Origin of the sequence: Bradyrhizobium liaoningense (assembly GCF_018130785.1) — a bacterium.
GTDB classification, from domain to species: domain Bacteria; phylum Pseudomonadota; class Alphaproteobacteria; order Rhizobiales; family Xanthobacteraceae; genus Bradyrhizobium; species Bradyrhizobium liaoningense_A.
In genome coordinates, this window is the sequence record NZ_JAFCJT010000017.1 from 41,316 (window position 1) to 68,293 (window position 26,978).

Annotated in this window: 27 protein-coding genes and 1 riboswitch; of the genes, 10 read left to right on the forward strand and 17 right to left on the reverse strand. The window is 63.6% G+C overall.

Annotated elements, in window-relative coordinates; translation table 11 throughout:
* Positions 1 to 319: 319 nt before the first annotated feature.
* A complete protein-coding gene (locus JQ627_RS27315) occupies positions 320 to 616 on the forward strand; it encodes a hypothetical protein (RefSeq protein ID WP_212487270.1) in 297 nt (98 codons plus the stop codon).
* 103 nt (positions 617 to 719) lie between these two features.
* On the forward strand, positions 720 to 974 hold the full coding sequence (locus JQ627_RS27320; RefSeq protein WP_212487272.1) for a hypothetical protein: 255 nt from the start codon (positions 720 to 722) through the stop codon (positions 972 to 974).
* A 9-nt stretch (positions 975 to 983) separates the two neighbouring features.
* Here the strand turns inward: JQ627_RS27320 and JQ627_RS27325 are convergent, their stop codons facing one another.
* Positions 984 to 1,217, reverse strand: a complete 234-nt coding sequence (locus JQ627_RS27325; RefSeq protein WP_212487274.1) for a DUF6894 family protein — start codon at positions 1,215 to 1,217, stop codon at positions 984 to 986.
* Positions 1,218 to 1,363: 146 nt separating this feature from the next.
* The gene (locus JQ627_RS27330; RefSeq protein ID WP_212487276.1) at positions 1,364 to 1,552 is read right to left on the reverse strand and encodes a hypothetical protein; all 189 of its coding nucleotides are present in this window, start codon (positions 1,550 to 1,552) and stop codon (positions 1,364 to 1,366) included.
* Between the two features lie 422 nt (positions 1,553 to 1,974).
* On the opposite strand from JQ627_RS27330, the gene JQ627_RS27335 reads away from it, so the two are divergent.
* A complete protein-coding gene (locus JQ627_RS27335; RefSeq protein ID WP_212487278.1) occupies positions 1,975 to 2,226 on the forward strand; it encodes a hypothetical protein in 252 nt (83 codons plus the stop codon).
* A gap of 93 nt (positions 2,227 to 2,319) precedes the next feature.
* Complete coding sequence (locus JQ627_RS27340; RefSeq protein ID WP_212487280.1) at positions 2,320 to 2,556, forward strand: DUF2798 domain-containing protein; 237 nt, start codon at positions 2,320 to 2,322, stop codon at positions 2,554 to 2,556.
* 811 nt (positions 2,557 to 3,367) lie between these two features.
* On the opposite strand, the gene JQ627_RS27345 is transcribed toward JQ627_RS27340, so the two are convergent.
* From JQ627_RS27345 to JQ627_RS27370, 6 genes are all read right to left on the reverse strand, one after another.
* A complete protein-coding gene (locus JQ627_RS27345; protein WP_212487483.1) occupies positions 3,368 to 3,553 on the reverse strand; it encodes a hypothetical protein in 186 nt (61 codons plus the stop codon).
* A gap of 284 nt (positions 3,554 to 3,837) precedes the next feature.
* Positions 3,838 to 4,074, reverse strand: a complete 237-nt coding sequence (locus JQ627_RS27350) for a DUF6894 family protein (protein WP_212487281.1) — start codon at positions 4,072 to 4,074, stop codon at positions 3,838 to 3,840.
* Between the two features lie 178 nt (positions 4,075 to 4,252).
* The gene (locus tag JQ627_RS27355; RefSeq protein ID WP_212487283.1) at positions 4,253 to 4,447 is read right to left on the reverse strand and encodes a hypothetical protein; all 195 of its coding nucleotides are present in this window, start codon (positions 4,445 to 4,447) and stop codon (positions 4,253 to 4,255) included.
* 1,031 nt (positions 4,448 to 5,478) lie between these two features.
* Positions 5,479 to 6,495 (reverse strand): glycosyltransferase family 2 protein, encoded by a 1,017-nt coding sequence (locus JQ627_RS27360; protein WP_212487285.1) that lies wholly within the window; start codon positions 6,493 to 6,495, stop codon positions 5,479 to 5,481.
* A gap of 994 nt (positions 6,496 to 7,489) precedes the next feature.
* Positions 7,490 to 7,657, reverse strand: coding sequence for a hypothetical protein (locus JQ627_RS27365; protein WP_212487287.1), 168 nt, complete (start codon positions 7,655 to 7,657; stop codon positions 7,490 to 7,492).
* A 769-nt stretch (positions 7,658 to 8,426) separates the two neighbouring features.
* Positions 8,427 to 8,612: a hypothetical protein gene (locus JQ627_RS27370; RefSeq protein WP_212487290.1), complete on the reverse strand. Its 186-nt coding sequence runs from the start codon at positions 8,610 to 8,612 to the stop codon at positions 8,427 to 8,429.
* Between the two features lie 157 nt (positions 8,613 to 8,769).
* Here JQ627_RS27370 and JQ627_RS27375 point away from each other — a divergent pair, with 157 nt between their 5' ends.
* Positions 8,770 to 8,925: a hypothetical protein gene (locus tag JQ627_RS27375; protein ID WP_212487291.1), complete on the forward strand. Its 156-nt coding sequence runs from the start codon at positions 8,770 to 8,772 to the stop codon at positions 8,923 to 8,925.
* Between the two features lie 31 nt (positions 8,926 to 8,956).
* Here the strand turns inward: JQ627_RS27375 and JQ627_RS27380 are convergent, their stop codons facing one another.
* The gene (locus tag JQ627_RS27380; protein ID WP_212487293.1) at positions 8,957 to 9,172 is read right to left on the reverse strand and encodes a hypothetical protein; all 216 of its coding nucleotides are present in this window, start codon (positions 9,170 to 9,172) and stop codon (positions 8,957 to 8,959) included.
* 392 nt (positions 9,173 to 9,564) lie between these two features.
* Between JQ627_RS27380 and recA the strand changes: the two genes are divergently transcribed.
* Positions 9,565 to 10,653: a recombinase RecA gene (gene recA / locus JQ627_RS27385; protein ID WP_028178852.1), complete on the forward strand. Its 1,089-nt coding sequence runs from the start codon at positions 9,565 to 9,567 to the stop codon at positions 10,651 to 10,653.
* Positions 10,654 to 10,753: 100 nt separating this feature from the next.
* Positions 10,754 to 11,746, forward strand: coding sequence for a hypothetical protein (locus tag JQ627_RS27390; protein ID WP_212487295.1), 993 nt, complete (start codon positions 10,754 to 10,756; stop codon positions 11,744 to 11,746).
* A 118-nt stretch (positions 11,747 to 11,864) separates the two neighbouring features.
* Here JQ627_RS27390 and gcvP read toward each other — a convergent pair whose 3' ends face one another.
* From gcvP to gcvT, 3 genes are all read right to left on the reverse strand, one after another.
* The gene (gcvP, locus tag JQ627_RS27395; RefSeq protein ID WP_212487476.1) at positions 11,865 to 14,729 is read right to left on the reverse strand and encodes an aminomethyl-transferring glycine dehydrogenase; all 2,865 of its coding nucleotides are present in this window, start codon (positions 14,727 to 14,729) and stop codon (positions 11,865 to 11,867) included.
* Between the two features lie 179 nt (positions 14,730 to 14,908).
* Positions 14,909 to 15,277, reverse strand: coding sequence for a glycine cleavage system protein GcvH (gene gcvH / locus JQ627_RS27400; protein WP_212487297.1), 369 nt, complete (start codon positions 15,275 to 15,277; stop codon positions 14,909 to 14,911).
* A gap of 11 nt (positions 15,278 to 15,288) precedes the next feature.
* On the reverse strand, positions 15,289 to 16,437 hold the full coding sequence (gene gcvT / locus JQ627_RS27405; RefSeq protein ID WP_212487299.1) for a glycine cleavage system aminomethyltransferase GcvT: 1,149 nt from the start codon (positions 16,435 to 16,437) through the stop codon (positions 15,289 to 15,291).
* A gap of 144 nt (positions 16,438 to 16,581) precedes the next feature.
* Positions 16,582 to 16,672, reverse strand: a riboswitch (glycine riboswitch).
* 222 nt (positions 16,673 to 16,894) lie between these two features.
* Here gcvT and alaS point away from each other — a divergent pair.
* Together alaS and JQ627_RS27415 are read left to right on the forward strand one after the other, a co-directional pair.
* The gene (gene alaS, locus JQ627_RS27410) at positions 16,895 to 19,573 is read left to right on the forward strand and encodes an alanine--tRNA ligase (RefSeq protein WP_212487302.1); all 2,679 of its coding nucleotides are present in this window, start codon (positions 16,895 to 16,897) and stop codon (positions 19,571 to 19,573) included.
* A 6-nt stretch (positions 19,574 to 19,579) separates the two neighbouring features.
* Positions 19,580 to 20,806 (forward strand): cyclic nucleotide-gated ion channel, encoded by a 1,227-nt coding sequence (locus tag JQ627_RS27415; RefSeq protein WP_212487304.1) that lies wholly within the window; start codon positions 19,580 to 19,582, stop codon positions 20,804 to 20,806.
* 4 nt (positions 20,807 to 20,810) lie between these two features.
* Here the strand turns inward: JQ627_RS27415 and JQ627_RS27420 are convergent, their stop codons facing one another.
* Together JQ627_RS27420 and JQ627_RS27425 are read right to left on the reverse strand one after the other, a co-directional pair.
* A complete protein-coding gene (locus JQ627_RS27420) occupies positions 20,811 to 21,314 on the reverse strand; it encodes a DUF3455 domain-containing protein (protein WP_212487307.1) in 504 nt (167 codons plus the stop codon).
* A 100-nt stretch (positions 21,315 to 21,414) separates the two neighbouring features.
* Positions 21,415 to 22,629, reverse strand: coding sequence for an NADP-dependent isocitrate dehydrogenase (locus JQ627_RS27425; RefSeq protein ID WP_212487308.1), 1,215 nt, complete (start codon positions 22,627 to 22,629; stop codon positions 21,415 to 21,417).
* A 350-nt stretch (positions 22,630 to 22,979) separates the two neighbouring features.
* Here JQ627_RS27425 and JQ627_RS27430 point away from each other — a divergent pair, with 350 nt between their 5' ends.
* Complete coding sequence (locus JQ627_RS27430; RefSeq protein ID WP_212487311.1) at positions 22,980 to 24,179, forward strand: TrmJ/YjtD family RNA methyltransferase; 1,200 nt, start codon at positions 22,980 to 22,982, stop codon at positions 24,177 to 24,179.
* Between the two features lie 240 nt (positions 24,180 to 24,419).
* Here JQ627_RS27430 and JQ627_RS27435 read toward each other — a convergent pair whose 3' ends face one another.
* Genes JQ627_RS27435 through mddA form a run of 3 tightly spaced genes read right to left on the reverse strand, consistent with a single transcriptional unit; the run spans position 24,420 to position 26,968 of the window.
* The gene (locus tag JQ627_RS27435; RefSeq protein WP_212487313.1) at positions 24,420 to 25,169 is read right to left on the reverse strand and encodes a hypothetical protein; all 750 of its coding nucleotides are present in this window, start codon (positions 25,167 to 25,169) and stop codon (positions 24,420 to 24,422) included.
* Positions 25,170 to 25,202: 33 nt separating this feature from the next.
* A complete protein-coding gene (locus tag JQ627_RS27440) occupies positions 25,203 to 26,180 on the reverse strand; it encodes an NADPH:quinone oxidoreductase family protein (protein WP_212487315.1) in 978 nt (325 codons plus the stop codon).
* Complete coding sequence (mddA, locus tag JQ627_RS27445) at positions 26,177 to 26,968, reverse strand: methanethiol S-methyltransferase (RefSeq protein ID WP_212487316.1); 792 nt, start codon at positions 26,966 to 26,968, stop codon at positions 26,177 to 26,179. Before mddA ends, JQ627_RS27440 begins: the two co-directional genes overlap by 4 nt.
* Positions 26,969 to 26,978: the final 10 nt, after the last annotated feature.

Consider the following 26,978-nt stretch of genomic DNA (forward strand, 5'->3'; position numbering starts at 1 on the left):
CGCATCGGCGTGGCAAAGTCACCCGGTCTTCCACCGGCTCTCTCGGCTTGAAAATGCCTGACTTGGCCCGATATGATACCGGGCTTGGCGGCGGGTGGGCGATGTTGCGTCGGTGTGTCCTCGTGTTTTGGCTGATAACGCTCGGTCTCGCGCTGGACGGGTGCACCAGATGCGGCCCGATCTGGGATGACTGGCTGCATGCGCCGAAATCGTGCAGATCGGACCGGCTCTAGCGCGCTATTCGGCCCCGAGCGGGCCGTTGACAGGGATGACAAGGCGCGGTTGATCCGCACCTGTATGGAAGATCAAGGAGTCGATAATGAAGCTTTTCCGTATGGCGGCGGTGCTGCTGGCCGTGCTGGCGGGACCGGCCTACGCGCAAATGCCCAATCTCAATTTGCTTCAGGAAGGCCCGGGCAAGACCCCCGAGGAGAAGGCCGCGGAAGCCGAGCGTGACAAGGCCTACAAGGAAACGCTGAAGAAGATTCCGGACACCAAGGCGTCCAACGATCCCTGGGGCGGCATGCGTTCCGACCCGCCGAAGCAGGCGGCTGCGCCGAAGGCGTCGGCCGCAACCAGCGCGCCCAAGAAGAAGTCCGGCACGACCGCCAATTGACCTTGTGCTCGATCGGAGGCGGCCGATGCCTCCGGCCGGGACTCCTCTTCGGCCCGCCTGCTTCCTACATCTTCGAGAGCGTATTGCGTTGAGGAGGAACGGCATGGCCGATCGTCCGCGGGATCTCGCCGAGCGGATGGCGCGACGGCGCAGGATGGGCGACAAGCCGGGCGAGCGCGGCGGCGACGGCTTTTTGCGTGAGACTTTCACTCTGCCGCGCCCGGCGGCGCGGGCGAGGGCGGAGGCTTTCTTCGCTCGCTACCCCAAGGCCGGCTACATGAGCGCGGTCGAGACCTGGCGCGAACTGCCGGGCGGCGACATCGAATTCACCATGCGGCGGCTGCCCAGCGCCGACTAGACGTCAGGCCTACTCGAAGGATTCCGCGACGATGCGAATCCGGAACACGGGCTCCTTGGCCTCGTCCAGCAGCTCCATGTGCCACTCGGAATTTTCGTGGAGCTTGCGGGCGATGCCGGCGGCCATGTCGGCGCAGATGTTGGTCATGTTCTGCCAGGCCGCATCGCGATCGGTAAATTCCGTCGCCTGGTCGGCGCAGCCGGAATAGCAGCCGTTCCGAATTCGAAAGAAGTAGAGCGGCATGGCTGGCACCGGTCGCGTGATGGTCCCGCCTCCCGGGCCATGAGCGCGCGCAGTGCAGTCCCAAACCAGGGACAGATCAATTCCGGGCCGCTACGGACGACACCTCGCAGGCCGCATGGCTGCTGAATCCGGCTCAGGTGGCTCATTCATGCGGTCTTGCGCCCGATCGCCTTCAGTTCCCGATCGATTCGCAGCTGCACGCGGCGGATCGCCAACAGTTCGATCTTCGTCTCGGTCTTGCCCGTCCTGGTCTCGTCACCGATGCGGAATTGCCACTGCCAGATTCCGGGAAGCGGCGTCTTGGTAACGGTGAACTCCACGCCCCTGTGATTCATGGTCACCTCCAGGATTCACCCTCCATGACGGTAACATGTCGGGCGTCATCATATTCCCGCGACCAGCGAAATTTGCCGGTCATTCCTGGATAGTTCACGGCAATCCTGGAACCGACGGTCTGGCCGTGCAGCCGTCCGCGCCGAGGAACTCTGTTCATGGTCGGAGAACCACGGGACGGTGCAGCGATGATGATCCCTCGTTGATTGAATTTGAAGCAATTGATCTGCCCATTTGTCACATCGCTGCGAAGCGCGATCCGGTTCCATCCCGTATCTCATGGAACCCAAAGCTGCGCGCGTTGCCGCCGCCGCGGCCATTCGAAGCGAGCAGGTGGGGTCGATGCTTTTCCACTTTTGCGTGTCATGCATCTATGCTCTGCTTGTGAATGACGGTTCGAACGCGATGTAACGAAGGGGAAGGCGTGAGCTGGTTGAGACATCTTGTGCTGCGTTGGGGTGTCAGGAATTTCTCGCTGACCTGTCCCCATTGCCGGCATCCTGCGTCCTCACCGACCTTCAAGCGCGCGCGTTTCATGCTCGGTGACGAGAAGCTCGTCTGCGAAGAGTGCGGCGAGACCAGCGTCGTCACGTTCTGGCGTTTCGAAGGACTATCGTGCCGGACCGATTGCACTGAAGCGATGCGGCGCGCGCCGCTGTCCGATTCGCGGCATTGATCCAACGCCGGCGGTGTGTGTCGAAGCCCACTCGATGCGCGCTTCGGCACATGCCTTGCTTGGCCTCATGACGGCAAACAACATGGGCGCGTCATGCTCGGCATCCCCCGCCGCTACTCTCATTTCGTCTTCGGTGTCATCCAGTCTGGCCTGACCTCGCTGATCGCGGCGGGCATCGCCAGCCTTCCCGCGACCGGGACGGTCTTCCTCGCGCACTGGATGAAGTCATGGCTGATCGCGTGGGCCGCGATGCTGCCGATCGTGCTGCTCGCGGCCCCGGCGATCCGCGCCTTCTCGCTGCGGCTGACGCGAGAGGAGAGGGCTCGGTGAGGTGGCCGGCAAGCATGAAAAAAGCCCGCTTGGGGAGAGCCAAGCGGGTCAAAGGTTATTGGAGGCTGAGGTGCTGGGCTGCAACACCATAGCGAGACGACCCTAGCCGGTTGAGCTTACGAGAGCCTGACAGGGCCGGCAGATCGGCTTGCAAGCCCGGCGCGCATTCGTGCCCGCAAACAGAAAACCCCGCTCGGGGTGGAGCGGGGTCCTCGACTGGGTATGGAGCCCGGTGTTGGTCCACCGGGTACAGCCAGACTAGGAGACCAGGCTTACGGGTGCCTGACGGCGGCAGCGAAATCCGCATCGGGAAGGCCGCAGACTGGCCCCGCACCCGTCCCAATTTGGTCACGCGATCGCACAACTGGAGCCACACGCCTCAGCGAAATTCTGCATCGTCGGTGGCGCCATGGGGGAAACGTGGCGTGCCGGCAACGGGGTGGCATCATGGATAACGTAGAGCGGTCATTCGCCGCCGCGACGGCGGCTGGCTTCGTCGTGCTGGTGATCGGCATCGTGCTGCTGGCGGTGCTGTAGGGCGCACCACGAGGCGGCAGTTGAGGCGAGGCTAACCAGGCGCTCGCTCCTGGGTGGACACCCAGGACGCCGCCGCGCCTTTTCAAAACATGCAAAACAACCCCATGCACAGTAGCGCGTTGGGCGATTTCGCTGCGTGATCAATGGCTTAGTCGAGGTGTTTAGATACCTTAATTGCGCATAACGGTTCCGGGGCGCAACCCCGACGGCCGGTGCGGGTGCTACCTGCCCATCGCGGTGCAGCCTCGGTCAGATCCAAAGCCCGTCGGCTGGCTCAATGGACCTTGATCTCACCGAGGGGAAGGCGGAGTTCGGCGGCGCGCTCTTCGCGGTCCCTCTTGCGGAATTCGTTTTCCTTCCGCTCGAACTTCACCATCTCCTCATGCGCCGCCTCCAGGAAATGAGTGCGCCTGACAGCATCGTGGTGCGTGTCTTCCGTCATGTTCCAGATCCCCGTCATTGCGGTCCCATCCCGGAGAAAGCCGGACACCGCAGAAAGGTTCGGTGCCGCAGGATTGCGGAATTATGACGGCGCGCGGCGGCTGCGTCTTTGATGCGCGTCAGCTTCAGTCGAAGGTGACAGGTGGCGACCTTGCCTTTCTCTGAAGCGGGAAGGGGGCCTTGATGAAAAGCTTGGGCTTCGTCCCTGCACGACATGCGGCGGATCAGGAAAAATCAAAAAGGCCGCCAACCGAGGCGGCCTTGCTCCGTCGAGAAGCGCCCAACGTGTCGAACTGTGGCGGCCTACTGCTTCGTCGTCGGCGTCTCGAAGATGAGGGCGGCTTGGAACACGCGTCCGGCGTCGGTGCGGACTTCGATCGCAACGTCTGTTCGATCCTCGTGTCCCGCCAGGTCGCGCGCGAGGCCGCCTAATGTTTGCGTCGCCTCGATCTCTGCTTCGCGCTGGGTGGGAAACTCCAATCCCTCTTCGTCGGCGTAGAGGCCGGTGTCGTCTCGGATATCGAAAAAGTACCGCACCATGGCGCCGCCTCTCGGTGTGTCGGCGCCAACCCCGCCTTGAGTGGACTGTTCCTAGTTTATTTCGCTGCTATCCGGGTGCTGTTCCAAGAGGCCGCCAACCGGTCGTTCCGGTACTGCCGCTTGCAGGTTGGGCAATCGACAGACCCCGGACGTCGGGCGCCGTTGAACCAGGTTGATCCTAGCCGCTTTCTCGGACGATCTCGATCGGCCTTGCTTCCTCGACGTCATGGCGCTGTGTCTTACGTCCCAGAAAGGTGTCTGGGCAGGGAAGCCGCAGAAGCGCGCAGGAGAACTCGCAAATCTCCCGCGTCCGCTGAATTTCTTCCGCGATGCTGGCGACGTGAACAAGGATCGAGTGGCGATGTTCCGCCATGGCAACGCTCCCCGGTTATGCAGGCGGGAGCGCAAGAATCTCTCAGCCACCGACGCCTACGGGCAGAGCCTCGGCCGGTGATGTCCAGACAACAGCCCACTCAAAGGAGTGTTCCTTCGAATTAGGACGCCGCGCAGAGCCAATCTCTCGAAGCCCCCTACGGCCGGCGCCGGCTGTGGCGGCGTTACCTTGCTTCGTCTCTCGTGAGAGCGGCCAGCCTATCCAATTGGCTTGCCACGCCAGTGAGGCTCCGGGCGATGTTCTTCATCAGGGATGCCCTCTCCGCCGAAACGCCGGATGCCTGGGAAAGGGTTTTGTAATGATTTGCTAGTTCCACGCACTTGGCAGCGTTGATCATAATTGGACCCACGTAAATAAACGGGTCAACAGCCCAACCCTAAATATTGTTCCCACGCGGGGCGCTGACGACCCTTTGCGTTGCAATGTCACGTTATCCTCCAACACCATATTCGTGGTCAAGTTGTGTTCAGCGAGAAAACCCGCCACTCCCGAAATCAACCAGGCCAACAGGCTCGGAAACAGGTCAGGTACCTAAAGACGACCCCGGCCGGTGGGGCTTGATAGGGGTGAAGGCCGGGGCCGCTTGGGGATGCTTGGCCCTTGGCAAAGGCCAAGCGATTCCAAGCTTAATCTACGCTCACCGCGTTTCTGTTCGTTTCAGCACACAATTACCAAATTATCCCGACCTGGTTCACCCGCGCGAATGCATCTCCAGGGAGGGACGGTCTCTCGAGGGCCAGCGGTGATCGAAACAAAGTTCGCAGCCAAGCTGGCAGGGACGGGCGGAAGGGTTGCAGCATCAGCTTCCGGCGGTCCATTTGGGCGGAACGCGATGTCGAGGCGAGCGAGCTGCAGTCAAGTCCGCCGCATTGCCAAACATTCCCGCAACCCGGTGGGCCGCGGCAGACCCCTGCTGCGGCCTTCGCATGTGCCGCCAGGAGAGGCGGCCTGAAGGGCAGGCGATCCGATTGGCGCGTGCCGGCGCAACGCTGCCGGGTCAGCGGTGACGCTCACAAGAATTCCGAAGTGCAATGAGCCAGCCCGGGCAGGCTTACGATCGCACCCGGTGCACGCACCCAAGCCCGGATCGCCAGGTTGGCCGCCTTCAAAACCGAGGGGCGCAGGATTTGAAAAGCATCGCGGATCGTTGCGATCACGGGCTGGTGAAGGACCCGACTGCGCAGTCGAGCAACCCGCAATGCACGCACCACCGTTTCAGGATCCGGAAGTCCGCGCTTATCCTCCAGAAGGCTCCAGGTGAGGTGCTTGAGATCGATGGTCTCTTGGTCGATTTGACGGAACGATCCCGATGCCGTGATGCTCGCGTGGTTGGTCGCGTCGTAGAAGACAAGACCATCGTCTATCGCCACCATGTCGCCCTGGCAGGCGAGATCAAGAAAGAACAATTGGTCCACGCCCCAACTGATCGACTTGTAGTTTCGCATCAGGCAACCGGCCTGGATGACCTTGCTGTTGATCAGCAGGGTCGACGGGACAATCCCAAGCAACCGGGTCTTGCCCGCCAAATAGAGATCCGTCAGGCACTGCTGGCTCGAATACAGATAAACCTGGCGTCCTCGCCGGTACTTTATGCCGCTGTCCTGGACCACGTGAGATGTGGAGGTCATGAATGCAGCGGCGGGATGCGTGCTCGCCAGCCTCGCGAAAGTCGCAAGCGATCCTGGCGTGAGCCAGTCGTCGTCGTGCAACACTTTGATCCAGTGGCCGCGACATGCGAGCATCGCGTTGTTGGTATTCTCAACCTGGCCCCGGCCGCGGTGGTTCTCGATAACGCGAATACGCCGATCGCTCCGCGCGTGTTCGGACAGGATGCTCCAGGTCGCGCCTTCCGAGCCTTCGTCGTCGCTGATCACCATTTCCCAGTCGCAGTGATTCTGCTGCAGCACGCTGTCAATCGCACGGCACACCATCTCCGGTCGGCGGAAGGTTGGTAGTGCCACCGAAATGAATGGGCGGTGTTCCGAACTGTGGGAGCTATCGGACCGCTCGGCGTGCAATTGATCCATTCAGTCGTACCTCATTCCATCGAAGCGGTCGCGGCTGGAAGTGGCAGACCCACCTCCGGCAACCTGTTCGCAGAACATTCTCGAACCGAGCGAACGAGGCGCGGTGAATCTAGGGAGACGATCGGGACGCGGGCATCGTCCATTCGCATGACATTTGTTCCCGCAGGCCGCGACGTTTCGAAGCGGCCGACTGCGACAAGTTTGCCGTCGTGGAATCAATGGATGAGGCTGTAGCCCTTAGCGATCGCACATGACGAAAAACGTGGCGGCCAAGTCGCAGCCATCCTTCGAGACGCCCGCCTGCGGCGGACCCTCAGGATGAGGTCGCGCTTTGCGGCGAGATATCAGACCCTCATGGTGACAAGCCCGCCAAAGCGGGCGTCTCCGGACGATGCTCCGCATCGCCGGGCGAACCATGCAGGCCGAGCACGTTCGACAGCTTCCCCGCTGTCCCATGCTATTGCCTGGCCTTCTGCGGGTGTCCCGTTCCGGCACAATGAACCTTGGCACGACACGTGCAGACACATGGGTATCGGGATTTTGCAATTCCCCTCCCGGGGCTGGTAAGCCGCCGCCCGCGTAACATTTAAGCGGGCGGCGCTTTTGCCTGGCGCTCCGGGGCTGCAAAGCGCCAAGACAGGCACGCAAGCACAGATGGCGATGGCGCGCATTAGCCTATGTGAAAGCGAAGTGAGCTAATCCGAAATTGCCAATGTCGTAATTGGGCCCGAATACGCTGACTGGCCAAAATGGGTCATGCAACCAGCAAACCGAAACCAATCCTGGCGACGGCGGGCAAGGCGAAAAAAACGTGATGCGATACATGCCGGGACAATCCGCATGCATCCGGATGGTTCTCACGGAAAGACGCTAGCTCCCCGCCCGGTCTGGTGGTCTAGGCCGAAGATGGGCGGGGAGCTGCCGCGTCGGTCCCCCGTCGCATGACGATGCTAGAAATGTGCCATGACAGTTGTGTGAATTTATCGGCCGTCGCTTAGTGGACGTTGATCGTATCCACGGGAAGGCGAAGTTCCGCTGCGCGCTCCGTCTGATCCTTCTTGCGGAACTCACGTTCCTTCCGCTCGAATTCGACCAGCTCCTGTTGAGCTGCCTCTAGCAGTCGATTACGCCGATCTGCGTCGCGATGAATATCTCCCGTCATGATCCAGCTCCCGATCCCCACGATTGCGGGAAATCTCGGTGCCGCAGAACGGCGCGACACCGAACGCGTCAAAGAAACGCTGCCGGACTCGAAATACTCGTTCCGGCAGCGCGCTATTTTCTAACTGAGCACTGAAATCCCAGTCACCTTCGAGTGTGCAATGCCCATGCCACAGGTTTGTGACACCGGCCGCGCCTAATCCATAGTGGGTAGTCTCACCAACTGAGGCGGCCTTACTCTTTCGCGGCTTCTTGCCTCGCCTTCATTATTCCGAGACGGCCGATTACGGCTGCCTCAGTCCTACCGATCTTTCTGGCAACTGCGGCCAACCGAAGGCCTGAAGCGCAAAGCTCCAAAAGCTGCCGCTCCTCCTCGGGAGTCCATCTGCGCGGGCTTGTCACTTCGGCGGCTGCAAGCCCGGCGACTTGGCCCAATCGTCCAGATGGTTTGCCACGTCCGCTTGGCGGGCCTTCCTAACGAGGGCTTCACGCTCTGCACCCGGCGGGAGTTTAGAGGCCTGCTCCTCGAGCTGCTTCGCCCATGCGGACAGCCTATCTTGAAGCGTTACCTGTTGCTTGAAACGCCGCCGTTTGAACATGGCGCGCTCCTTTCCATGAGAGGAAGGCGGGAGCGCTGTGATGGAGCGATCTCATCACAGATAAAGGCCACGGTCCGGTCTGTGATGTTCCATTAACGCACGTCGCGCCCGGCGAGTTCTGTCCAAAAGTGTACGCAACTGAAATCAGGCCACTCACATTTTCAGGCGGCCCTACTTTCTCTTGAGCAGGTCGGCCAGATCCAATTCGAATATCTGCTGTGTCCGCTCGAAGAGCTCTAGAAGGTCGATTGAGGCCGACATTCCGTGCCGGGCGACAATCAGTCGCTGGCGCTCAACAATGAGCCTGCCCCTATCAACGTGGCGCTGCGCCCGAGCGATCCTCTCATCCAGCGTCATTGCCGGTTTCCAATCTGGAACCAGCGTGCACCCAGAGATCAAAATAGGCCAGTTACAAAATCAAACTAGGCCACTGAGGTCGGAAACAGGCTGGCGGCAAAATCCGGGTGCTGTGCTGATTAGGACAGCACTTCTGTAGGACACTAAAGAATTGCGCTTGAAGGAAATGCTGGAGGGCGTGAAGGCGATTATGCGCCTATCGAAGGACAAGCACGACTTCTGGGAGAAGATGGATATTGCCTATCCGAAGTTGAACGCCGCCATTCTGCTTCTGCCGTTCGACGACCTTCCAAGGCCGAGAAAACCAAAATGAAGGAGGCCGCCAACTGAGGCGGCCTCTCTAGTTAGCGCTTATCGGCCTGTCCGTGGTTGGTCCCACTCTCGGGACCGATGTAGATGCCGGTTTTCATGCACTGCTTCCACGCGCCGTCGCACCGTTCTGGCTTAGCGGCCTTGGACATGCAGATGGCTTTGTAGTCAGAGCACGACCTAGCTTGAGCAGGATACGCCGCGATGATCCCGACCGAGCCAACAACCGACAAAAGCAACCACTTCTTCATGACGTCTCCTTCGTTGCAATTAGGAGAGCATGCAATTGGCAAGCTGTGCCCGTCGATGTGCACAACCAAAAATCCACTAATGAATTAGGGGCACCATGGGACATACCCCGTTGGAGGCATGAACAGACCTTGGCTGAATGTCGGCCAACGTGAACAGCGGATATGAACAGAGTTGGGCGCGTCCAAGGCGGTCTGAGAACAAATTGGGACACTCCCGAATTCAACTTAGGACACTGGGGGTTAACACTGGGGGTTAAATACGGACAGTAGCAAAATCCGCAAAAGAACATATTGCGAACCGAGAACAAATGGGGTACGTTGCTTTTATCGACGAGCCGCCTCGCCAATCGTTTGTCCCGCACCCGAATCCTCGCCATAAGGAGCACGACCCAATGTCCGCTACCGCCCTGCGTATCGTCGAAGGATCTTCCATGGACAAGAGTAAAGCCCTGGCCGCCGCGCTCTCTCAGATCGAGCGCCAGTTCGGTAAGGGCTCGGTGATGAAGCTCGGCAAGAACGACCGCTCGATGGATATCGAGGCGGTGTCCTCCGGCTCGCTCGGGCTCGATATCGCGCTCGGCATCGGCGGCCTGCCCAAGGGGCGCATCGTCGAGATCTACGGGCCGGAATCCTCGGGCAAGACCACGCTGGCACTGCATACGGTGGCGGAAGCGCAGAAGAAGGGCGGCATCTGCGCCTTCATCGACGCCGAGCACGCGCTCGATCCGGTCTATGCCCGCAAGCTCGGCGTCAACATCGACGAGCTCCTGATCTCCCAGCCCGACACCGGCGAACAGGCGCTGGAAATCTGCGACACGCTGGTGCGCTCGGGCGCGGTCGACGTGATGGTGATCGATTCGGTCGCGGCGCTGGTGCCGAAGGCCGAGCTCGAGGGCGAGATGGGCGATGCGCTGCCGGGACTTCAAGCGCGGTTGATGAGCCAGGCGCTGCGCAAGCTGACGGCCTCCATCAACAAATCCAACACCATGGTGATCTTCATCAACCAGATCCGCATGAAGATCGGTGTGATGTACGGCTCGCCGGAAACCACGACCGGCGGCAACGCGCTGAAGTTCTACGCCTCCGTCCGCCTCGACATCCGCCGCATCGGCGCGATCAAGGAGCGCGACGAGGTGGTCGGCAACACCACCCGCGTGAAGGTGGTGAAGAACAAGCTGGCACCGCCCTTCAAGCAGGTCGAGTTCGACATCATGTACGGCGAAGGCGTCTCCAAGATGGGCGAGATCCTCGATCTCGGCGTCAAGGCCGGCATCGTCGAAAAGTCCGGCGCCTGGTTCTCCTATGACAGCCAGCGCCTCGGCCAGGGACGCGAGAACTCGAAAGCGTTCTTGAAGGCCAACCCCGATATCACCGCCAAGATCGAGACCTCGATCCGCCAGAACTCCGGCCTGATCGCCGAGCAGATTTTGGCCGGCACTCCGGAACGCGACGCCGACGGCGAGGAGCCGGCGGAAGAGTAAGTCCTAACGCGAAGAGTTTTTCGCGAGGAGCGGGCGCTGAGGACGTTGAGTTGCCGACGTCGTCAGCGCCCGTTTCGTTTTGTGGGTGGGGGCGTTCGCGATGAAACGCGTGATCCTGACCAGTTCGTCCGGCGTCGGTCTTGCCCATGCGGATCGCGCCGACATGGTCGTGCCGTTCATCTTTCGCTTCGTTTCGGGGCCACTTCCGTCGGCTGAGCACCTCAATCGCTATCTCGGTGGACGCGCGCTCAGAATTTTCGAAGAGATCATCTGGTCTGATTGCGTCCGCCAACTGCCTTATGTTCAGCGCCTGGATCGGGAAGGTGCACTACTCTGGTTCTGCGAGACTTACGGCGTCGAGTTGATCGAGCTGTGGTTCGACCCTGAACCCAACAGTCAATTGCAATTGATCTGGATCCTCGACTACCTGCGGTCCGAGCCGTCTATTGCATCGAGTCTGAGATTACGACGTGTCGATTTCGACCTGCGTGGAGCAGATCCGACAGAGCTTCGTCATCGTGATGTGCGGGAGCTCGATATCGAGGAAAGCGATTTCGAGATCGCCCGCCTGGCTTGGGAGGCCTACCGCGCGCCGACGCCAGAGCTCTGCTCCGGGCTGCTCGACAGGCCGCTCGGCCAGTTGTCTTTCCTGAAGCCGGCCATGGAAGACCTGCTCGCCGAGCTGCCGTCGCCGACGACGGGACTGGGGGCGACCGAGGCGCGGCTTCTCGAGCTGATCGCGAGCGGACACAATCGTACCGACGAGCTGTTTCGACCGGGCGCGCTCGGAACACGCGTGTTCGATCCCTGGGAATTGGGTGCGTTGCTCGAAGGGCTTGCTTTCGGACCAGCGCCCGCCATTGCAGGTCTGGATGGCAAGCTGGCGACGCTCGATCCGGACAATGGACGAGGTCGCAACGCGGCCTTTCGCCGGAGCCGGCTGTCGCTCACCGAATTCGGCGAAGCGGTTCTTGAAGGCCGGGAGGATTTCCGCCGTCAAAACCCGATCCGGCGCTGGTGGGGCGGTACGCTTCTCACCAGCGAACGGCTTTGGCGTTGGGATGCACAGAGGCGTTCGCTGGTGGTGCCTTAGATACCGTTCGGGGCCGTAGGGTGGGCAAAGGCGCGTAAGCGCCGTGCCCACCATATTCCAACGCGTACAAAGGTGGTGGGCACGCTCCGCTTTGCCCACCCTACGAAGCTACGATCCCTTACTCCGCCGCTTCCGCGTAATCGCTCACCGGCGGGCACGAGCACACCAGGTTGCGATCGCCATAGACGTTGTCGACGCGCCCCACCGGGCACCAGTATTTGTCGGTGCGCGATGTGCCCGCGGGGAAGCAGCCCTCGGCGCGGGTGTAGGCGCGATTCCAGGCGTCGTCCGCGATGTCGTGCACCGTGTGCGGGGCGTAACGGAGCGGCGAGGCCTCGATCTTGAAGCGGCCGGCCTCGACCTCGGCGATCTCCTTCCTGATCGCGATCATCGCATCGCAGAAGCGATCCAGCTCCGCCTTCGATTCCGATTCGGTCGGCTCGATCATCAGCGTGCCCGGCACCGGGAAGCTCATGGTCGGCGCGTGGAAGCCGTAGTCGATCAGGCGCTTTGCGATGTCGTCCACGGTGACGCCGGACGTCGTTTTCAGCGGACGGGGATCGACGATGCACTCGTGCGCGACGCGGCCCTTCGCGTTCTTGTAGAGCACCGGGAAATGCGCATCGAGGCGCGCGGCGATGTAGTTGGCGTTGAGGATCGCGATCTCGGTGGCGCGCTTCAGGCCGTCACCGCCCATCATCAGAATGTAGATGTAGGAGATGGTGAGGATCGAAGCCGAGCCGAACGGTGCGGCCGAGACCGCGCCGACCGGTGCATCCGCGTGGGTTGCCGGATGACCGGGCAGGAACGGCGCGAGATGCGCCTTCACGCCGATCGGGCCCATGCCGGGGCCGCCGCCGCCATGCGGGATGCAGAAGGTCTTGTGCAGATTGAGATGGCTGACATCGGCGCCGTAATCGCCGGGCCGCGACAAGCCCACCTGCGCATTCAGGTTGGCGCCGTCCAGATAGACCTGGCCGCCATGGCCGTGGACGATGTCGCAGATCTCGCGGATGTGCTCCTCGAACACGCCGTGCGTCGAGGGATAGGTGATCATGACAGCGGCGAGATCGTTGGAATGCTTGTCCGCCTTGGCGCGGAGATCGTTGACGTCGACGTCGCCGTTCTTCTCGCAGGCGACCACCACCACGTCCATGCCGACCATCGCGGCCGAGGCCGGGTTGGTGCCGTGGGCGGAGGAGGGGATCAGGCAGATCTTGCGATGCGCCTCGCCGCGTGCAGCGTGATAGCCGCGGATCGCGAGCAGGCCGGCATATTCGCCCTGCGCGCCCGAATTCGGCTGCAGCGAGATCGCGTCGTAGCCGGTGATGTCGCACAGCCATTTTTCCAGCCGCGCGAACAGCGCGTGATAGCCGGCGGCCTGCTCGCGCGGCGCGAAGGGATGCAGGCTGCCGAATTCCGGCCAGGTCAGCGGCATCATCTCGGTGGTCGCGTTCAGCTTCATGGTGCAGGAGCCGAGCGGGATCATGGCGCGGTCGAGCGCGAGGTCGCGATCGCTGAGCTTGCGCATGTAGCGCAGCATCTCGGTCTCCGAGCGATGCGCGTGGAACACGGGATGCGTGAGGAAGGCGGTCGTGCGCTTCAAGCCGTCCGGCAGCGCCTCGCGCGTCGAAGCGTCGATCTCGGCATAGGCGAGCTTGCCACCGAACGCGCGCCAGACCGCTTCCACCGTCGCAGGCGTCGTGGTCTCGTCGAGCGCGATGCGCAGAGCGGCTTCGCCGACGCCGAGATTGATCTTCTCGGCGGCCGCGTGCGCGACGATCTCGGCGCGCTTGGCACTGGCATCCACGCTGAGCGTGTCGAAGAAGGTGTCCGACTGCAGCGCAAAGCCGAGCTTGCGCAGGCCCGCTGCGAGCACGGCGGCGCGGCGATGCACATTACGCGCGATCTGCGCAAGGCCCTCGGGGCCGTGATAGACCGCATACATCGAGGCGATCACGGCGAGCAGCACCTGCGCGGTGCAGATGTTGGAGGTCGCCTTCTCGCGGCGAATGTGCTGCTCGCGGGTCTGCAGCGCGAGCCGATAGGCGGGGGCGCCGCGCGAGTCCACGGACAGGCCGACGATGCGGCCGGGTAGCGAGCGCTTCAGCGCATCGCGCACCGCCATATAGGCCGCGTGCGGTCCTCCATAGCCCATCGGCACGCCAAAGCGCTGCGCGGAGCCGATCGCGATGTCGGCGCCGAGTTCGCCGGGCGAGGCGAGCAGCGTCAGTGCCAGGAGATCGGCGGCAACGATTGCCAGCGCGCCCTTGGCCTTCAGCGCTGCGATCGCGGGCCTGAGGTCGCGCAATGCGCCCGATGAGCCCGGATATTGCAGCAGCGCGCCGAGCACGTCGGTCTTGTCGAGATCGGTGAGGGGATCGCCGACGATCAAATTCCAGCCGAGCGGCTCGGCGCGGGTGCGCATCACGGCGAGCGTCTGCGGATGCACGTCCCTGTCGACGAAGAAGGCCTTTGCCTTGACCTGCGAGTGCCGCTCCGCCAGCGCCATCGCCTCCGCCGCGGCGGTTGCCTCGTCGAGCAGCGAAGCGTTGGCGACGTCGAGCCCGGTGAGATCGCAGATCATGGTCTGGAAGTTGAGCAGCGCCTCCAGCCGGCCCTGGCTGATCTCGGGCTGGTAGGGCGTATAGGCGGTGTACCAGGCCGGATTCTCGAGGATGTTGCGCTGGATCACCGCGGGCAAAATCGTGCCGGAATAGCCTTGGCCGATCAGGGAGGTGAAGACCTGGTTCTGCCGCGCGAGCTCGCCCATATGCGCGATCGCCTCGGTCTCGCTCAAGGGCTTGCCGAGATCGAGCGGGGCGGCCTGCCGGATCGAGGCCGGCAGCGTCTCCGCCATCAGCGCGTCGACGCTCTTGGCGCCGACGGCCTCCAGCATGGCGGCGACATCGCGCGTGGAGGGGCCGATGTGGCGGCGAACGAAACTGGCTGTGTCGCCGTTGGATTTGCGGTGCGCGGTCATCATGGGTCCTCGCTTAGATTTCGCTGTCGCCGTCATGCCCCGCGAAGGCGGGGCATCCAGTAAACGCAGGTGTCAGGGCTTGAGCCGAGAAGCCGCGGCGTACTGGATCACCCGCCCCAGTGCGCAGTGCGCACAAGGCGGGCGATGACACCGAATATGAGGTCAGAGTTCGCTTCATCTCACGCCGTATGTGCCTTGTACGCGGCTTCATCCATGAGGCCGCCGAGTTCGCTCTTGTCGGCCATCTTTATCTTGAAGAACCACGCCGCGCCCTGCGCGTCCGAGTTCACCAGCGCCGGCTCGGCGGCCAGCGCCTCGTTGGTCTCGAGCACTTCGCCCGAGATGGGCGCGTAGACGTCGGAGGCGGCCTTCACGGATTCGACGACGGCGGCGGCTTCGGCCTTCTTCAGCGTGCGGCCGACCTTGGGCAGCTCGACGAACACGACGTCGCCGAGCTGGGACTGCGCGTAGTCGGTGATCCCGACGGTGGCGACGTCGCCGTCAATGGCCAGCCATTCATGGTCGGAGGTGTACAGAGTCGTGGTCATTTTCTCAGTCCTCAGCGTTTGTAGGTGTTTTTCACGAAAGGCGTGGCCGCGACCGTCAGCGGCAGCCGCTGGCCGCGCACTTCGGCGAAGAGTTTTGTGTCGAGCGCGCTCAGGCTCGCCGGCACGTAGCCCATCGCCACCGGCGCATTCAGGCTCGGGCCGAAACCGCCCGAGGTGACTTTTCCGATCGGCTCGCGCGCGGTCGCGTCCGCAAACAGCAGCGCACCTTCGCGCACGGGCGCACGGCCCTGGGCAAGCAGGCCGACGCGGCGGCGTGATGCGCCGTGATCGAAATGTGCGAGGATCTTCTCGGCGCCGGGGAAGCCGCCCGCGCGGGCGCCGGCGGTGCGGCGGCTCTTCTGCACCGACCATTCCAGCGCGGCTTCGACCGGCGTTGTCCCCGTGTCGATGTCGTGGCCGTAGAGGCAGAGCCCGGCCTCCAGCCGCAAACTGTCGCGGGCGCCAAGGCCGATCGGCATCACGTCGGGGTTTTCAAGCAGCGTCCTGGCGAGGTGCTCGGCGTGCGTGGCGGGGACCGAAATCTCGAACCCGTCCTCGCCGGTGTAGCCGGAGCGCGAGACGAAGCAGTCGAGGCCGGCAACCTTGTGCGGGCCGGCGTCCATGAACTTCATGGAGGGCGCCTCTGCACACAATTTCGCCAGCACCGATTCCGCCTTCGGGCCCTGGAGCGCGATCAGCGCGCGGTCGGCAAGCGAATCGATGACGCAGTCGCCGGAGAGATTTGCGCGCAAATGCGCCTCGTCCGCGTCCTTGCAGGCGGCGTTGACGACCAGGAACAGGTGATCGCCGAAATTGGCGACCATCAGATCGTCCAGAATGCCGCCATCGGCATTGGTGAACTGGGCGTAGCGCTGACGGCCCGGTGCAATCGCCACGATGTCCTGCGGCACCAGCCGTTCCAGCGCGCGGGCGGCGTCCTCGATCCTCCCGGATTTCGGCCGCAGCGCGATCTGGCCCATATGGGAGACGTCGAACAGGCCGGCGGAGGCGCGGGTCTGGAGGTGCTCCTTCAGCACGCCCGCGGGGTACTGCACGGGCATGTCATAGCCCGCGAACGGCACCATCTTGCCGCCGAGCGACACGTGAAGGTCGTAAAGGGGGGTACGTTTCAGGGAGTCTTGGTCGTCACGCACTGGCATCACAGGGGTCCTCGGCGGTTCCCCGGGGACGATTCCCCGGAAGCAACCAGTCGAAGCCCCATCTGTCGCTGTGCCTGAGAGTATTATCCCGTCGGCGGACGCTGTCCGGGCTATACCCGTCGGCGCCTCTTTCCAGATGCTGTCAAAGCCACGCGGTCCTTTTGCCTGAGAGTTTCCGGGGCGGTTGCTCCTTCGGCGCCGGCTACCAGATGCCGGTCTCTCCCGACGTGGCCGTACGATACAGATGGGTACAGACCACAGGCCGGCCAAGCCTGTCAACGCGGCACGAGCGCCTTTCAACGGGATTGCGCGCCTGCGGCAACCCACTGATCTCCTTGCACAGTTTCTGGACAGCGAAGCTGGCCTTGTCTAAAAGCGCTTTGGCCCGCAGATATCAGCCCAAATGCCCGGTTTGGATGGCAAATCAGCGGGTCCAAGCACACCCGATTGGATGAACATGAGCGGCGTCAACGAGATCAGGTCGACCTTTCTGAACTTCTTTGCCGAGAACGGCCACGAGATCGTGTCGTCCTCGCCATTGGTGCCGCGCAACGATCCCACGTTGATGTTCACCAATGCCGGCATGGTGCAGTTCAAGAACGTCTTCACCGGCGTCGAGAAGCGGCCCTATCAGCGCGCCACCACCTCGCAGAAATGTGTGCGCGCCGGCGGCAAGCACAACGACCTCGACAATGTCGGCTACACCGCGCGCCATCTCACCTTCTTCGAGATGCTCGGCAACTTCTCGTTCGGCGACTATTTCAAGGAGCGCGCGATCGAGCTGGCGTGGACTTTGATCACCCGCGAGTTCGGGCTGAAGAAGGACAAGCTGCTTGTCACCGTCTACCACACCGACGACGAGGCGGCCGGCCTGTGGAAGAAGATCGCGGGCTTCTCCGACGACCGCATCATCCGCATCCCGACCTCGGACAATTTCTGGGCGATGGGCGACACCGGCCCGTGCGGGCCGTGCTCGGAGATCTTCATCGACCGCGGCGATCACATCTGGGGCGGACCCCCGGGCTCGCCGGAAGAGGATGGCGACCGCTTCCTCGAGTTCTGGAATCTCGTGTTCATGCAGTACGAGCAGGTGACGAAGGAGGAGCGCGTGGATCTGCCGCGTCCCTCGATCGACACCGGCATGGGCCTGGAGCGCATGGCCTGCATCATGCAAGGCGTCGACAGCGTGTTCGAGACCGACCTGTTCCGGCATTTGATCGACGCGACGTCGTCCGCGCTTGGCAGCGGGCCGAACGAGCAGACCGTGGCCTCGTTCCGCGTCATCGCCGACCATCTGCGTTCTTCCGCGTTCCTTGTCGCGGATGGCGTGCTGCCCTCGAACGAGGGCCGCGGCTATGTGCTGCGCCGGATCATGCGCCGCGCGATGCGCCATGCGCAGCTTCTCGGCGCCAAGGAGCCGCTGATGCATCGCCTGGTCTGGGCGCTGGTCCGCGAGATGGGCCAGGCCTATCCTGACCTGATGCGCGCGGAAAACCTGATCGAGGAAACGCTGCGGCTGGAAGAGACCCGCTTCCGCAAGACTCTTTCGCGCGGCTTGGCCATCCTGGACGAGAAGAGCGTAGGCCTGAAAAAGGGCGACATGTTCGACGGCGACGTCGCCTTCACGCTGTACGACACCTACGGCTTCCCGCTGGACCTGACGCAGGACGCCCTGAAGTCGCGCGGCATCGGCGTCGATCAGGCATCCTTCACCGACGCGATGGAGCGCCAGAAGGCCAAGGCGCGCGAGTCCTGGAAGGGCTCGGGCGAGGCGGCCTCCGAGGCGATCTGGTTTCCGCTGCGCGAAAAGCTCGGCGCCACCGAATTCCTCGGTTACGAGACCGAGAGCGCCGAAGGCGTCGTCTCCGCGCTGGTCAAGGACGGCAAGGAAGCCACCAGCCTCAAGGTCGGCGAGACCGGCGCGCTCGTGCTGAACCAGACGCCGTTCTACGCGGAGTCCGGCGGCCAGGTCGGCGACACCGGAGTGCTCACGGGCGAGGGCGGCATCAAGTTCCGCGTCACCGACACGCAGAAGAAGCTCGGCGATTTCTTCGTGCACGTCGGCACATTGGAGAGCGGCGAACTGAAGCTCGGCACCGCGCTGCAGCTTGAGGTCGATCATTCGCGACGTTCCTCGATCCGTGCGCATCACTCCGCGACGCATCTCATTCACGAGGCGCTGCGCCAGGTGCTCGGCGATCACATCGCCCAGCGCGGCTCGATGGTCGCGCCGGATCGGCTGCGCTTCGACTTCGTGCATCCGAAGCCGATCACGGCGGAAGAGCTCGCCCGCGTCGAAGACATCGCCAACGACGTGGTGCTGGAGAATGACGAGGTCACCACCCGCGTCATGGGCGTGGACGAAGCCCGCGAAGCGGGGGCGCGCGCTCTGTTCGGCGAGAAGTATGGCGACGAGGTTCGCGTCGTCTCGATGGGCAGGACCGCGCGCGAGCGCGGCGCCAACGCGCTCGGCTGGTCGGTCGAGCTCTGCGGCGGCACCCATGTGCGGCGCACCGGCGACATCGGCCTGATCACGCTGACCGGCGAGAGCGCGGTCGCCTCGGGCGTGCGCCGCATCGAGGCGCTGACCGGCAATTATGCGCGCAGGCATGCCAACGAGACCATGGCGCTGGCGAAGACGGCAGCCCACGAACTGCGAACCTCGATCGACGACGTTCCGGCGCGCATTACCGCGCTGATGGACGAGCGCAAGAAGCTTGAGCGCGAACTCTCCGACGCCCGCAAGAAGCTCGCGATGGGCGGCGGTACGTCCGTCGGGAACGGCGCAGCCGCAAGCGTGCGCGAGGCCGGTGGCGTCAAGCTGATGGCGCGCGCGGTCGAAGGCATCGAGATGAAGGATCTCAAGAGCCTTGCGGACGACGGCAAGAAGCAGATCGGCTCTGGCGTGGTCGCCATCGTCGGCGTCACCGAGGACGGCAAGGCCGGTGTCGTGGTCGGCGTCACCGCGGACCTGACCTCGCGCTTCAATGCAGTCAATCTGGTGAAGATCGCCTCCGAAGCGCTCGGCGGCAAGGGCGGCGGCGGCCGGCCCGACATGGCGCAGGCCGGCGGCCCCGATGGCGCCAGGGCGCCCGAGGCGCTCGCGGCGATCGAAAAAGCGATGGCAGGCGCTTAAGGACCCATGGGCCTCGTTCCGCGAGGGCGTGGCTCAGCCGATCCCAACCTAAGGGATCGCCTGTACGAATTGCTGGAGCACGATCCGCTGGCCTACTCGGTCGGGTCGCGCTTCATCCAGATCATCATCGGCGTCATCGTGCTCGACGTGGCCGCGATGATCCTCGCCTCGGTGCCGGAGCTGGACGCGCGGTTCGACACGCTGTTCAGCGCGATCGCCGTCCTCGCCGTCATCGTGTTCGCGCTCGAATATCTGGCGCGGCTGTGGACCGTGGCGGGGCACACCCAGCGCAACGGCTCCGCGCTGTCCGACCGGTTCTCTTATGCCTTCTCCGCGCTCGGCATCATCGACCTCATGGCGTTCCTGCCGGCCGCGATCGTGCTGGCTACAGGCCGGCACGCGACGCTGGCCGGCCTCGGCGTGCTGCCGTTCTTCAAGCTGATCCGTTATTCGCCGGCGATGCGCTCGCTGCTCGCGGCCATCCATGCCGAGCGGCGTGCGCTGATCGGCTGCATCGTCATCCTGATCGGTGTGGTACTGACGTTCGCCTCGCTGCTCTATGCCATCGAGCGTGATGTGCAGCCCAGCAAGCTCGGCACGATTCCCGATGCGATGTGGTGGGCGATCGTGACGCTCGGCACCGTCGGTTATGGCGACGTCGTGCCGGTGACGCCGCTCGGAAAATTCGTCTCGGTATTCGCGATCATCAGCGGTTTTGCCATGATCGCGCTGCCGGTCGCGATCATCTCCTCCGCGTTCGCGGAAGAGGTGAGGCGGCGCGATTTCGTGGTCACCTGGGGCATGCTGGCGCGGGTGCCGCTGTTCTCGCACCTGTCCGCCGCGGAGATCGCCGATATCATGCGGCTGCTCAGAGCGCGGACCATCGAGCAGGGCGAGATATTGGTGCGGCGGGGCGATGCCGCTTCGTCGATGTATTTCATCACCGCGGGCGAGGTCGAGATCGCGCTGCCGAGCCAGCAGGTGCGGCTCACCGACGGCACCTTCTTCGGCGAGATCGCGTTGCTACATAAGACAAAACGCAGCGGCACCGTGACTGCGACACGCAAGACGCGGCTGCTGCTGCTCGACGCCCAGGATTTTCACGCCCTGATCGAACGCATGCCAACGCTCGCCGCGCACGTCCACCAGACCGCGAAAGCGCGGCTCGAGGAGAGCGGCGATCTCGCGGCGGCAGAATTGGCGCAGGCGGAGCGCGGGAGCACTGATCGCTGAGCGGTTAGCCCTTCTTCAGGAAAACATACTCCGCCGAATAGGGCGCGCTTTTGAACTCGCCGGCCTTGTCGCAAGCGCCGTCGAGCTTGCCGCCGTGGGTGTTGATGCGCTGGACCGTGGTGACAGGCGTGAGGACGCCGCTGCCGCGGCGCGAGATGACCTCCAGCTTCAGCCAGGGGATATCGGCCGCCGTCGCGCCCGGCGCGTTGCCGATGGCCTTGCCGACCACGGCGCTGCTGTCGGCAAGCTCCCAGTTCGGCCCCGCATAGTGGCGGCCAATGGTCTTGCCCTCGGACAGCAGCGTCGCGATCGGTTCGCGGAAGGCCCAGGCGAGCTTGCCGTCCGCGGCCGCCTTGCACTCATAGACCTGCGCGCCCTCGGCGTGGACGCTGAGCACGACGCTCTCGCCAGGCGCGGCGATTGCCTCGGGAAGCGTCTCCGCGGCGATGGTCGGCCCAGCCAGGGCAGCGAGCAGCATCAGGCAGGGGACGGCAAGCTTGATCGACATGGTCGCATCTCCGCGCAAAAGCTCTCAAAAAAAAGGGCCGTGCTTTTGGCACGGCCCTTGATGATGTCTGGCCCAGTCGGGCGAAATTGCGGATGGCAGCTTAGGCCGCCAGCGCCTTTGTCAGGTTTTCCGACACCTTGTCGAGGAAGCCGGTGGTCGAGAGCCAGCGCTGGTCGGCACCGACCAGCAGCGCGAGGTCCTTGGTCATGTAGCCGGCCTCGACGGTGTCGACGCAGACCTTCTCGAGGGTGGTGGCGAACTTGGCGAGCTCGGCATTGTTGTCGAGCTTGGCGCGGTGCGCCAGGCCACGGGTCCAGGCGAAGATCGACGCGATCGAGTTGGTCGAGGTCTCCTTGCCCTTCTGGTGCTCGCGGTAGTGGCGGGTCACCGTGCCGTGGGCGGCTTCGGCTTCCACGGTCTTGCCGTCGGGGGTGAGCAGCACCGAGGTCATCAGGCCGAGCGAGCCGTAGCCCTGCGCGACCGTGTCGGACTGCACGTCGCCGTCGTAGTTCTTGCAGGCCCAGACATAGCCGCCGGACCACTTCAGCGCCGAGGCCACCATGTCGTCGATCAGGCGGTGCTCGTAGGTCAGGCCCTTGGCCTCGAATTCCTTCTTGAACTCGCGGTCGTAGACGTCCTGGAAGATGTCCTTGAAGCGGCCGTCATAGACCTTCATGATCGTGTTCTTGGTCGAGAGATAGACCGGGTAGTTGCGCAGCAAGCCGTAGTTCAGCGAAGCGCGGGCGAAGTCGATGATGGAGTCGTCGAGATTGTACATCTGCATCGCGACGCCGGAGCCCGGGGTCTTGAACACTTCCCTCTCGATGACGGTGCCGTCCTCGCCGACGAACTTCATCGTCAGCGTGCCCTTGCCAGGGAACTTGATGTCGGTGGCGCGATACTGGTCGCCATAGGCGTGGCGGCCGATGATGATCGGCTTGGTCCAGCCGGGAACCAGGCGCGGCACGTTCTTGCAGATGATCGGCTCGCGGAAGATCACGCCGCCGAGGATGTTGCGGATGGTGCCGTTCGGCGACTTCCACATCTGCTTGAGGTTGAACTCCTTCACCCGGGCCTCGTCCGGGGTGATGGTGGCGCACTTGACGCCGACGCCGACCTTCTTGATGGCTTCGGCTGCGTCGATCGTGACCTGATCGTTGGTGTGGTCGCGGTACTCCATGCCCAGGTCGAAATACAGCAGCTCGACATCGAGGTACGGGTTGATCAGCTTGTCCTTGATGTACTGCCAGATGATCCGGGTCATCTCGTCGCCATCGAGTTCGACGACGGGATTGGATACCTTGATTTTTGCCATGATCGGGAAAGCCCTCTTGGGAACGGCGCCGCTGGCGCCAATTGGAATATCCGCCGCCTCTTAGCACCGGACCGCGGCGGGCGAAAGCCAAGTGATTATGCACTTTTAGCTCATCCAGCTTCCACAGATGGGGGGCCGGGAGCGGCTTCCCGGCAGGGCGGCCCTGAAGTTTCAGGCGAGATTCAAAAGTCGAATCCAACCCGTTATTTCCCTTGAGAATTTTGTCAGGACAGGCAAACGACAGGCGAACAGCAAGGCCGGCCCAAAAGATCGGGCAAGGCCGGCTTTGAATCAATTCCTGAAGAGCGCCTTGCCAAGGCCTTGGAGAGTCAGTGTGAAAGCGAAACCAGATGTCGGGGACTGACAAGAGCAAGGCGGGCCTTTCCCTCGACGGTCCCATCGTGATCCTGGTCGAGCCGCAGCTTGGCGAAAACATCGGCATGGCCGCGCGCGCCATGGGCAATTTCGCGCTCAGCCGGTTGCGCATCGTCAATCCCCGCGACGGCTGGCCCAACATTGCCGCCCAGCGCGCGGCGGCCGGCGCCGACTATATTCTGGAAAAGGTCGAATTGTTCGACACGGTCGGCGAGGCTGTCGCCGATCTCGACCTGCTGTTCGCCACCACGGCGCGCCCCCACGACCAGGCCAAACCGGTGGTGGGGCCGGAAGCTGCCGCGGCCGAAATCTCCGGGCATGTCGCGACCGGGGGCAAGGCGGGCATCCTGTTCGGCCGGGAGCGCTGGGGGCTGACCAATGAGGAGGTCGGGCTCTCCAACCGCATCATCACCTTCCCGGTCAATCCGGGGTTTGCCTCGCTCAACCTCGCCCAGGCCGTGCTGCTGGTCGGCTATGAATGGTTCAAGCGCGCGACCTCAGGCGAGCTCCCGCACGGCATGCCGGAGCGCTCCGAGCGCGCGTCGCAGCACCAGATGCAGGCCTTCTTCGACAACCTCATCCGCGAACTCGACCGGGTCGAGTTCCTGCGCCCGGCCGAGAAGCGCGACACCATGCTGGTCAACCTGCGCAACATTTTCAGCCGGATGGAGCCGACCAAGCAGGACATGCACACGCTGCACGGCGTGGTGATGGCGATCGCGGAAGGGCGCAAGGGCCCGGCCAAGGGCGGCGTGCTCGACGGCGAGCAGGCGACGCGCCTGCGCGCGCTGCTGGCCGAGCACGGGCAGGGCGGTGGCGTGCCCGACAGCGGCTCGACGGTGCGCGGCCTCGCGCGCCTGCTCCGCCGCAACCCGACCGACGCCGAGCGCCTGCTCTGGCAGGCCCTGACCCGCGACCGCCGCTTCGCCGGTCAGTTCAAGCGCCAGACCCCTGTCGGCCGCCACATCCCCGACTTCGTCTCGTTCCCGCACCGGATCGCGATCGAGCTGGTCAACCCGGGCGAGGGTGAGACGATCGCCGCCGATCGCGCATCGCGGCGGGCGTGGCTCGAGGCGCGGGACTATCGGGTGCTGGAGATCCGGGCGGCGGATGTGGAGCGCGATCTGGAGGCGGAGCTGGCGCGGCTGCAGGAGATGATCGAGCAGAGCGCGTAGGTTTCGTCGCGCACAGCTCTCGTAGGGTGGGCAAAGCGAAGCGTGCCCACCATGTCTTCCGAGCAAGAAGTGGGCACGGCGCTGCGCGCCTTTGCCCACCCTGCGTGATCGCGTTTGTGGTTGCAGGGTGGATTGGCCGAAGGCGTAATCCACCAACTTCGTCCTGCATTCGCTGAAACACGGTGGATTAGGCCAGCGCCCGCGCTTTGCGCAGCCGTTCGCTAATCCCATCCTACGCTCCTAGCGCCCGAGCTGTACGTCGCGCTCGACCGCAATCCATGTCGTCTTCGCCACTGCAAGCAATGTCCCGGCCTCATCATGCAGCGCAGCCTCTGCCGTGCGCTTGCGGCCGTCGCGGCCGGTTGGCCATGCGGTGACGATGCAGGGGACACCGGGGCGCGGGCGGGACTCGATGCGGGCTGACATCCGGCCCAGCAGCAGCGGTGTCTTGTCGTAGCTATCGCTCTGCGGATCGCAATTGCAAGCGAAGCCGGTGGGGCAATCGAGTGCCGACCAGAGGAATTCGGGGGCGACGAGACCGTCGTCGGCGGTGAGACTTGGATCGGGCGTCCAGCTCGCTGCGAGAACGGGTGTGTGTGCATGACGCCCGAGCGGGCCGGCGAAGATACGCAGGCCGTCGCCTTTCGCTCTTGCGGGACCGCAGACGAAACAGTTCGGCAGCGGATGCTCGTGCGGTTCGAACAGCGCCAGCAATTCGGCCGCGCGTGCCTCCTGCAAACGGGCCGTCTCCACGCGCGCAAGCTCGACGCTTACTGCGCGCCCGGTCGCGACGACCTTGGTGTCGTCGCGAAGCTCCCATGTGCCGTCGTCTGTCGCGACGGCTTCGAGCGGCGTGTCCAGGGGAGGCGGCGCGCGCAGCGTCACCTCGGCGCCGCCGGAAATGTGGCTGGCCAGCCGGCCGCAGACGTAGCCGCCGTTCCCGGAGTTCGGAGGACCGCAAAAACGCTTGTCGATGATGATCTCGGTCATCGGTTTTGTCCTCTCTTCCTCGTCGGGCCCAGTCTACCTGATCTTGAGGACAATTCGTCCCTGAACCGAGCGATTGGCGACGGCGCGCATGGCCTCAGTGGCCTCCTCCAAAGGGAGGACGCGATCGATGTGCGGGCGGATTTTTCCGTCGGCCAGCAATTGCATCAGCATATCATTCATGCGCGCGGCTTCCGCGGAGAATTTCTCCGCCCAGGCGCCGACGAAGACGCCGATGATGGAATAGTTCTTCAATAGCAGCAGGTTCATCGCGATCTGTGGAATCTCGCCGCTGGTGAAGCCGATCGGCATCAGTCGTCCGCCCCACTTCATCGACCGGGCCATCTGCTGGAATATCTCGCCGCCGACATTGTCGAATCCGACATCGATGCCGTGTCCTGATGTGATCGACTTGATCCGGTCGCGCAGATCCTCGCTGCAATAGTTGACGACCTCGCTGGCGCCGTAACTCCGCACCAGGGCCGCCTTGTCATCGGAGCCGACACCGGCGATGACGCGGAGGCCCAGATGACGGCCGAGGTCGACGGCGGCGAGCCCGACCCCGCCGGCAGCACCCGTGACGAACATCGTTTCGCGGCGTTGCGCCCGTGCCCGCTCGACCAGCGCATAATAGGCCGTGCCGTAATTGTGCAGCACCGTCGCCGCGGCTTCGAACGCGACGCCGTCGGGTAGAAGCACGCTCTTCGATTCCTTCGCGGTCATCCGTTCGGCGTAGCCGCCGGTCCAGCTGCTGCACGCGACGCGATCGCCGGGGACGAATGTCGTGACGTTGTCGCCGACGGCGACGACGACACCGGATGCTTCGGTGCCGGGCACGAAGGGCGTCTGTGGCCGCATCTGGTAGAGGCCGGAGACCAGCAACTGGTCCATGAAGCTGACGGAAGCCGCATGGACGTCGATGAGAATCTCGTCGCCGGCGGGCCGCGGCTCATCGATCTCACCGAGGCGCAAATCTCCCGGTCCGGTGAACGAGCTGCACAGAACGGCTTTCATTGTGGCGCTCCAACAGACCGAGACGGCTGGCGATTGTCCGCCGGGCGGCGACCGAAGAGACGCGGCAACAGCATCGGAACCTGGCTGCGATACTGCTGATAGGTCGCGCCGAACTCGGCGATCAGGTCCCGCTCCTCGAACTGGAGCCCGACAAGGATGTAGGCCGTGTTCGCGATCGCGAACAGCAGATGGCCGGCGGTCATCTCGGGCGTCGCCCAGAACGCGAGCAGAAAGCCCAGCATGAGCGGGTGCCGCACGATCTTGTAGAGCAGCGGCGTCCGGAAGGATTGACCTGAGATCTCGGCCCCGCGCAGTGCGACAAAGGCCTGGCGCAGGCCGAACAGATCGAAATGATCGATCATGTAGGTCGAGGCGAACACGATCAGCCAGCCAAGCCAATGCACGCCGGTCAGCAACCAGGCCGCAATGCCGCTGGCCTGCCAGATCGGCGTCGGGATCGGACGCCACTGCCAGAACAGCAGCAGGAGGATCAGGCTGGAGAGCAGCACGTAGGTGCTGCGCTGGCAGGGCACGGGAAGGAATTTGGCCGACCATCGTTTGAAGGCCGGGCGCGCCATGACGCTGTGCTGGATGGCAAACAGGCTCATCAGCAGCAGGTTGACGAGGATGTCCTCGCCGAAATTCGCGGGGCTGCCGACGTCGATCGACTTGTCGATTGACTTGGGCACGGCATAATTGCCGACGAAACCGAGCGCGTAGAGAAATGAAACGGTGAATACAGCATAGCTCACGAGGGCGTAGAGCAGGATTGCGAGGCGCGCGAACATGGTTTTTCCT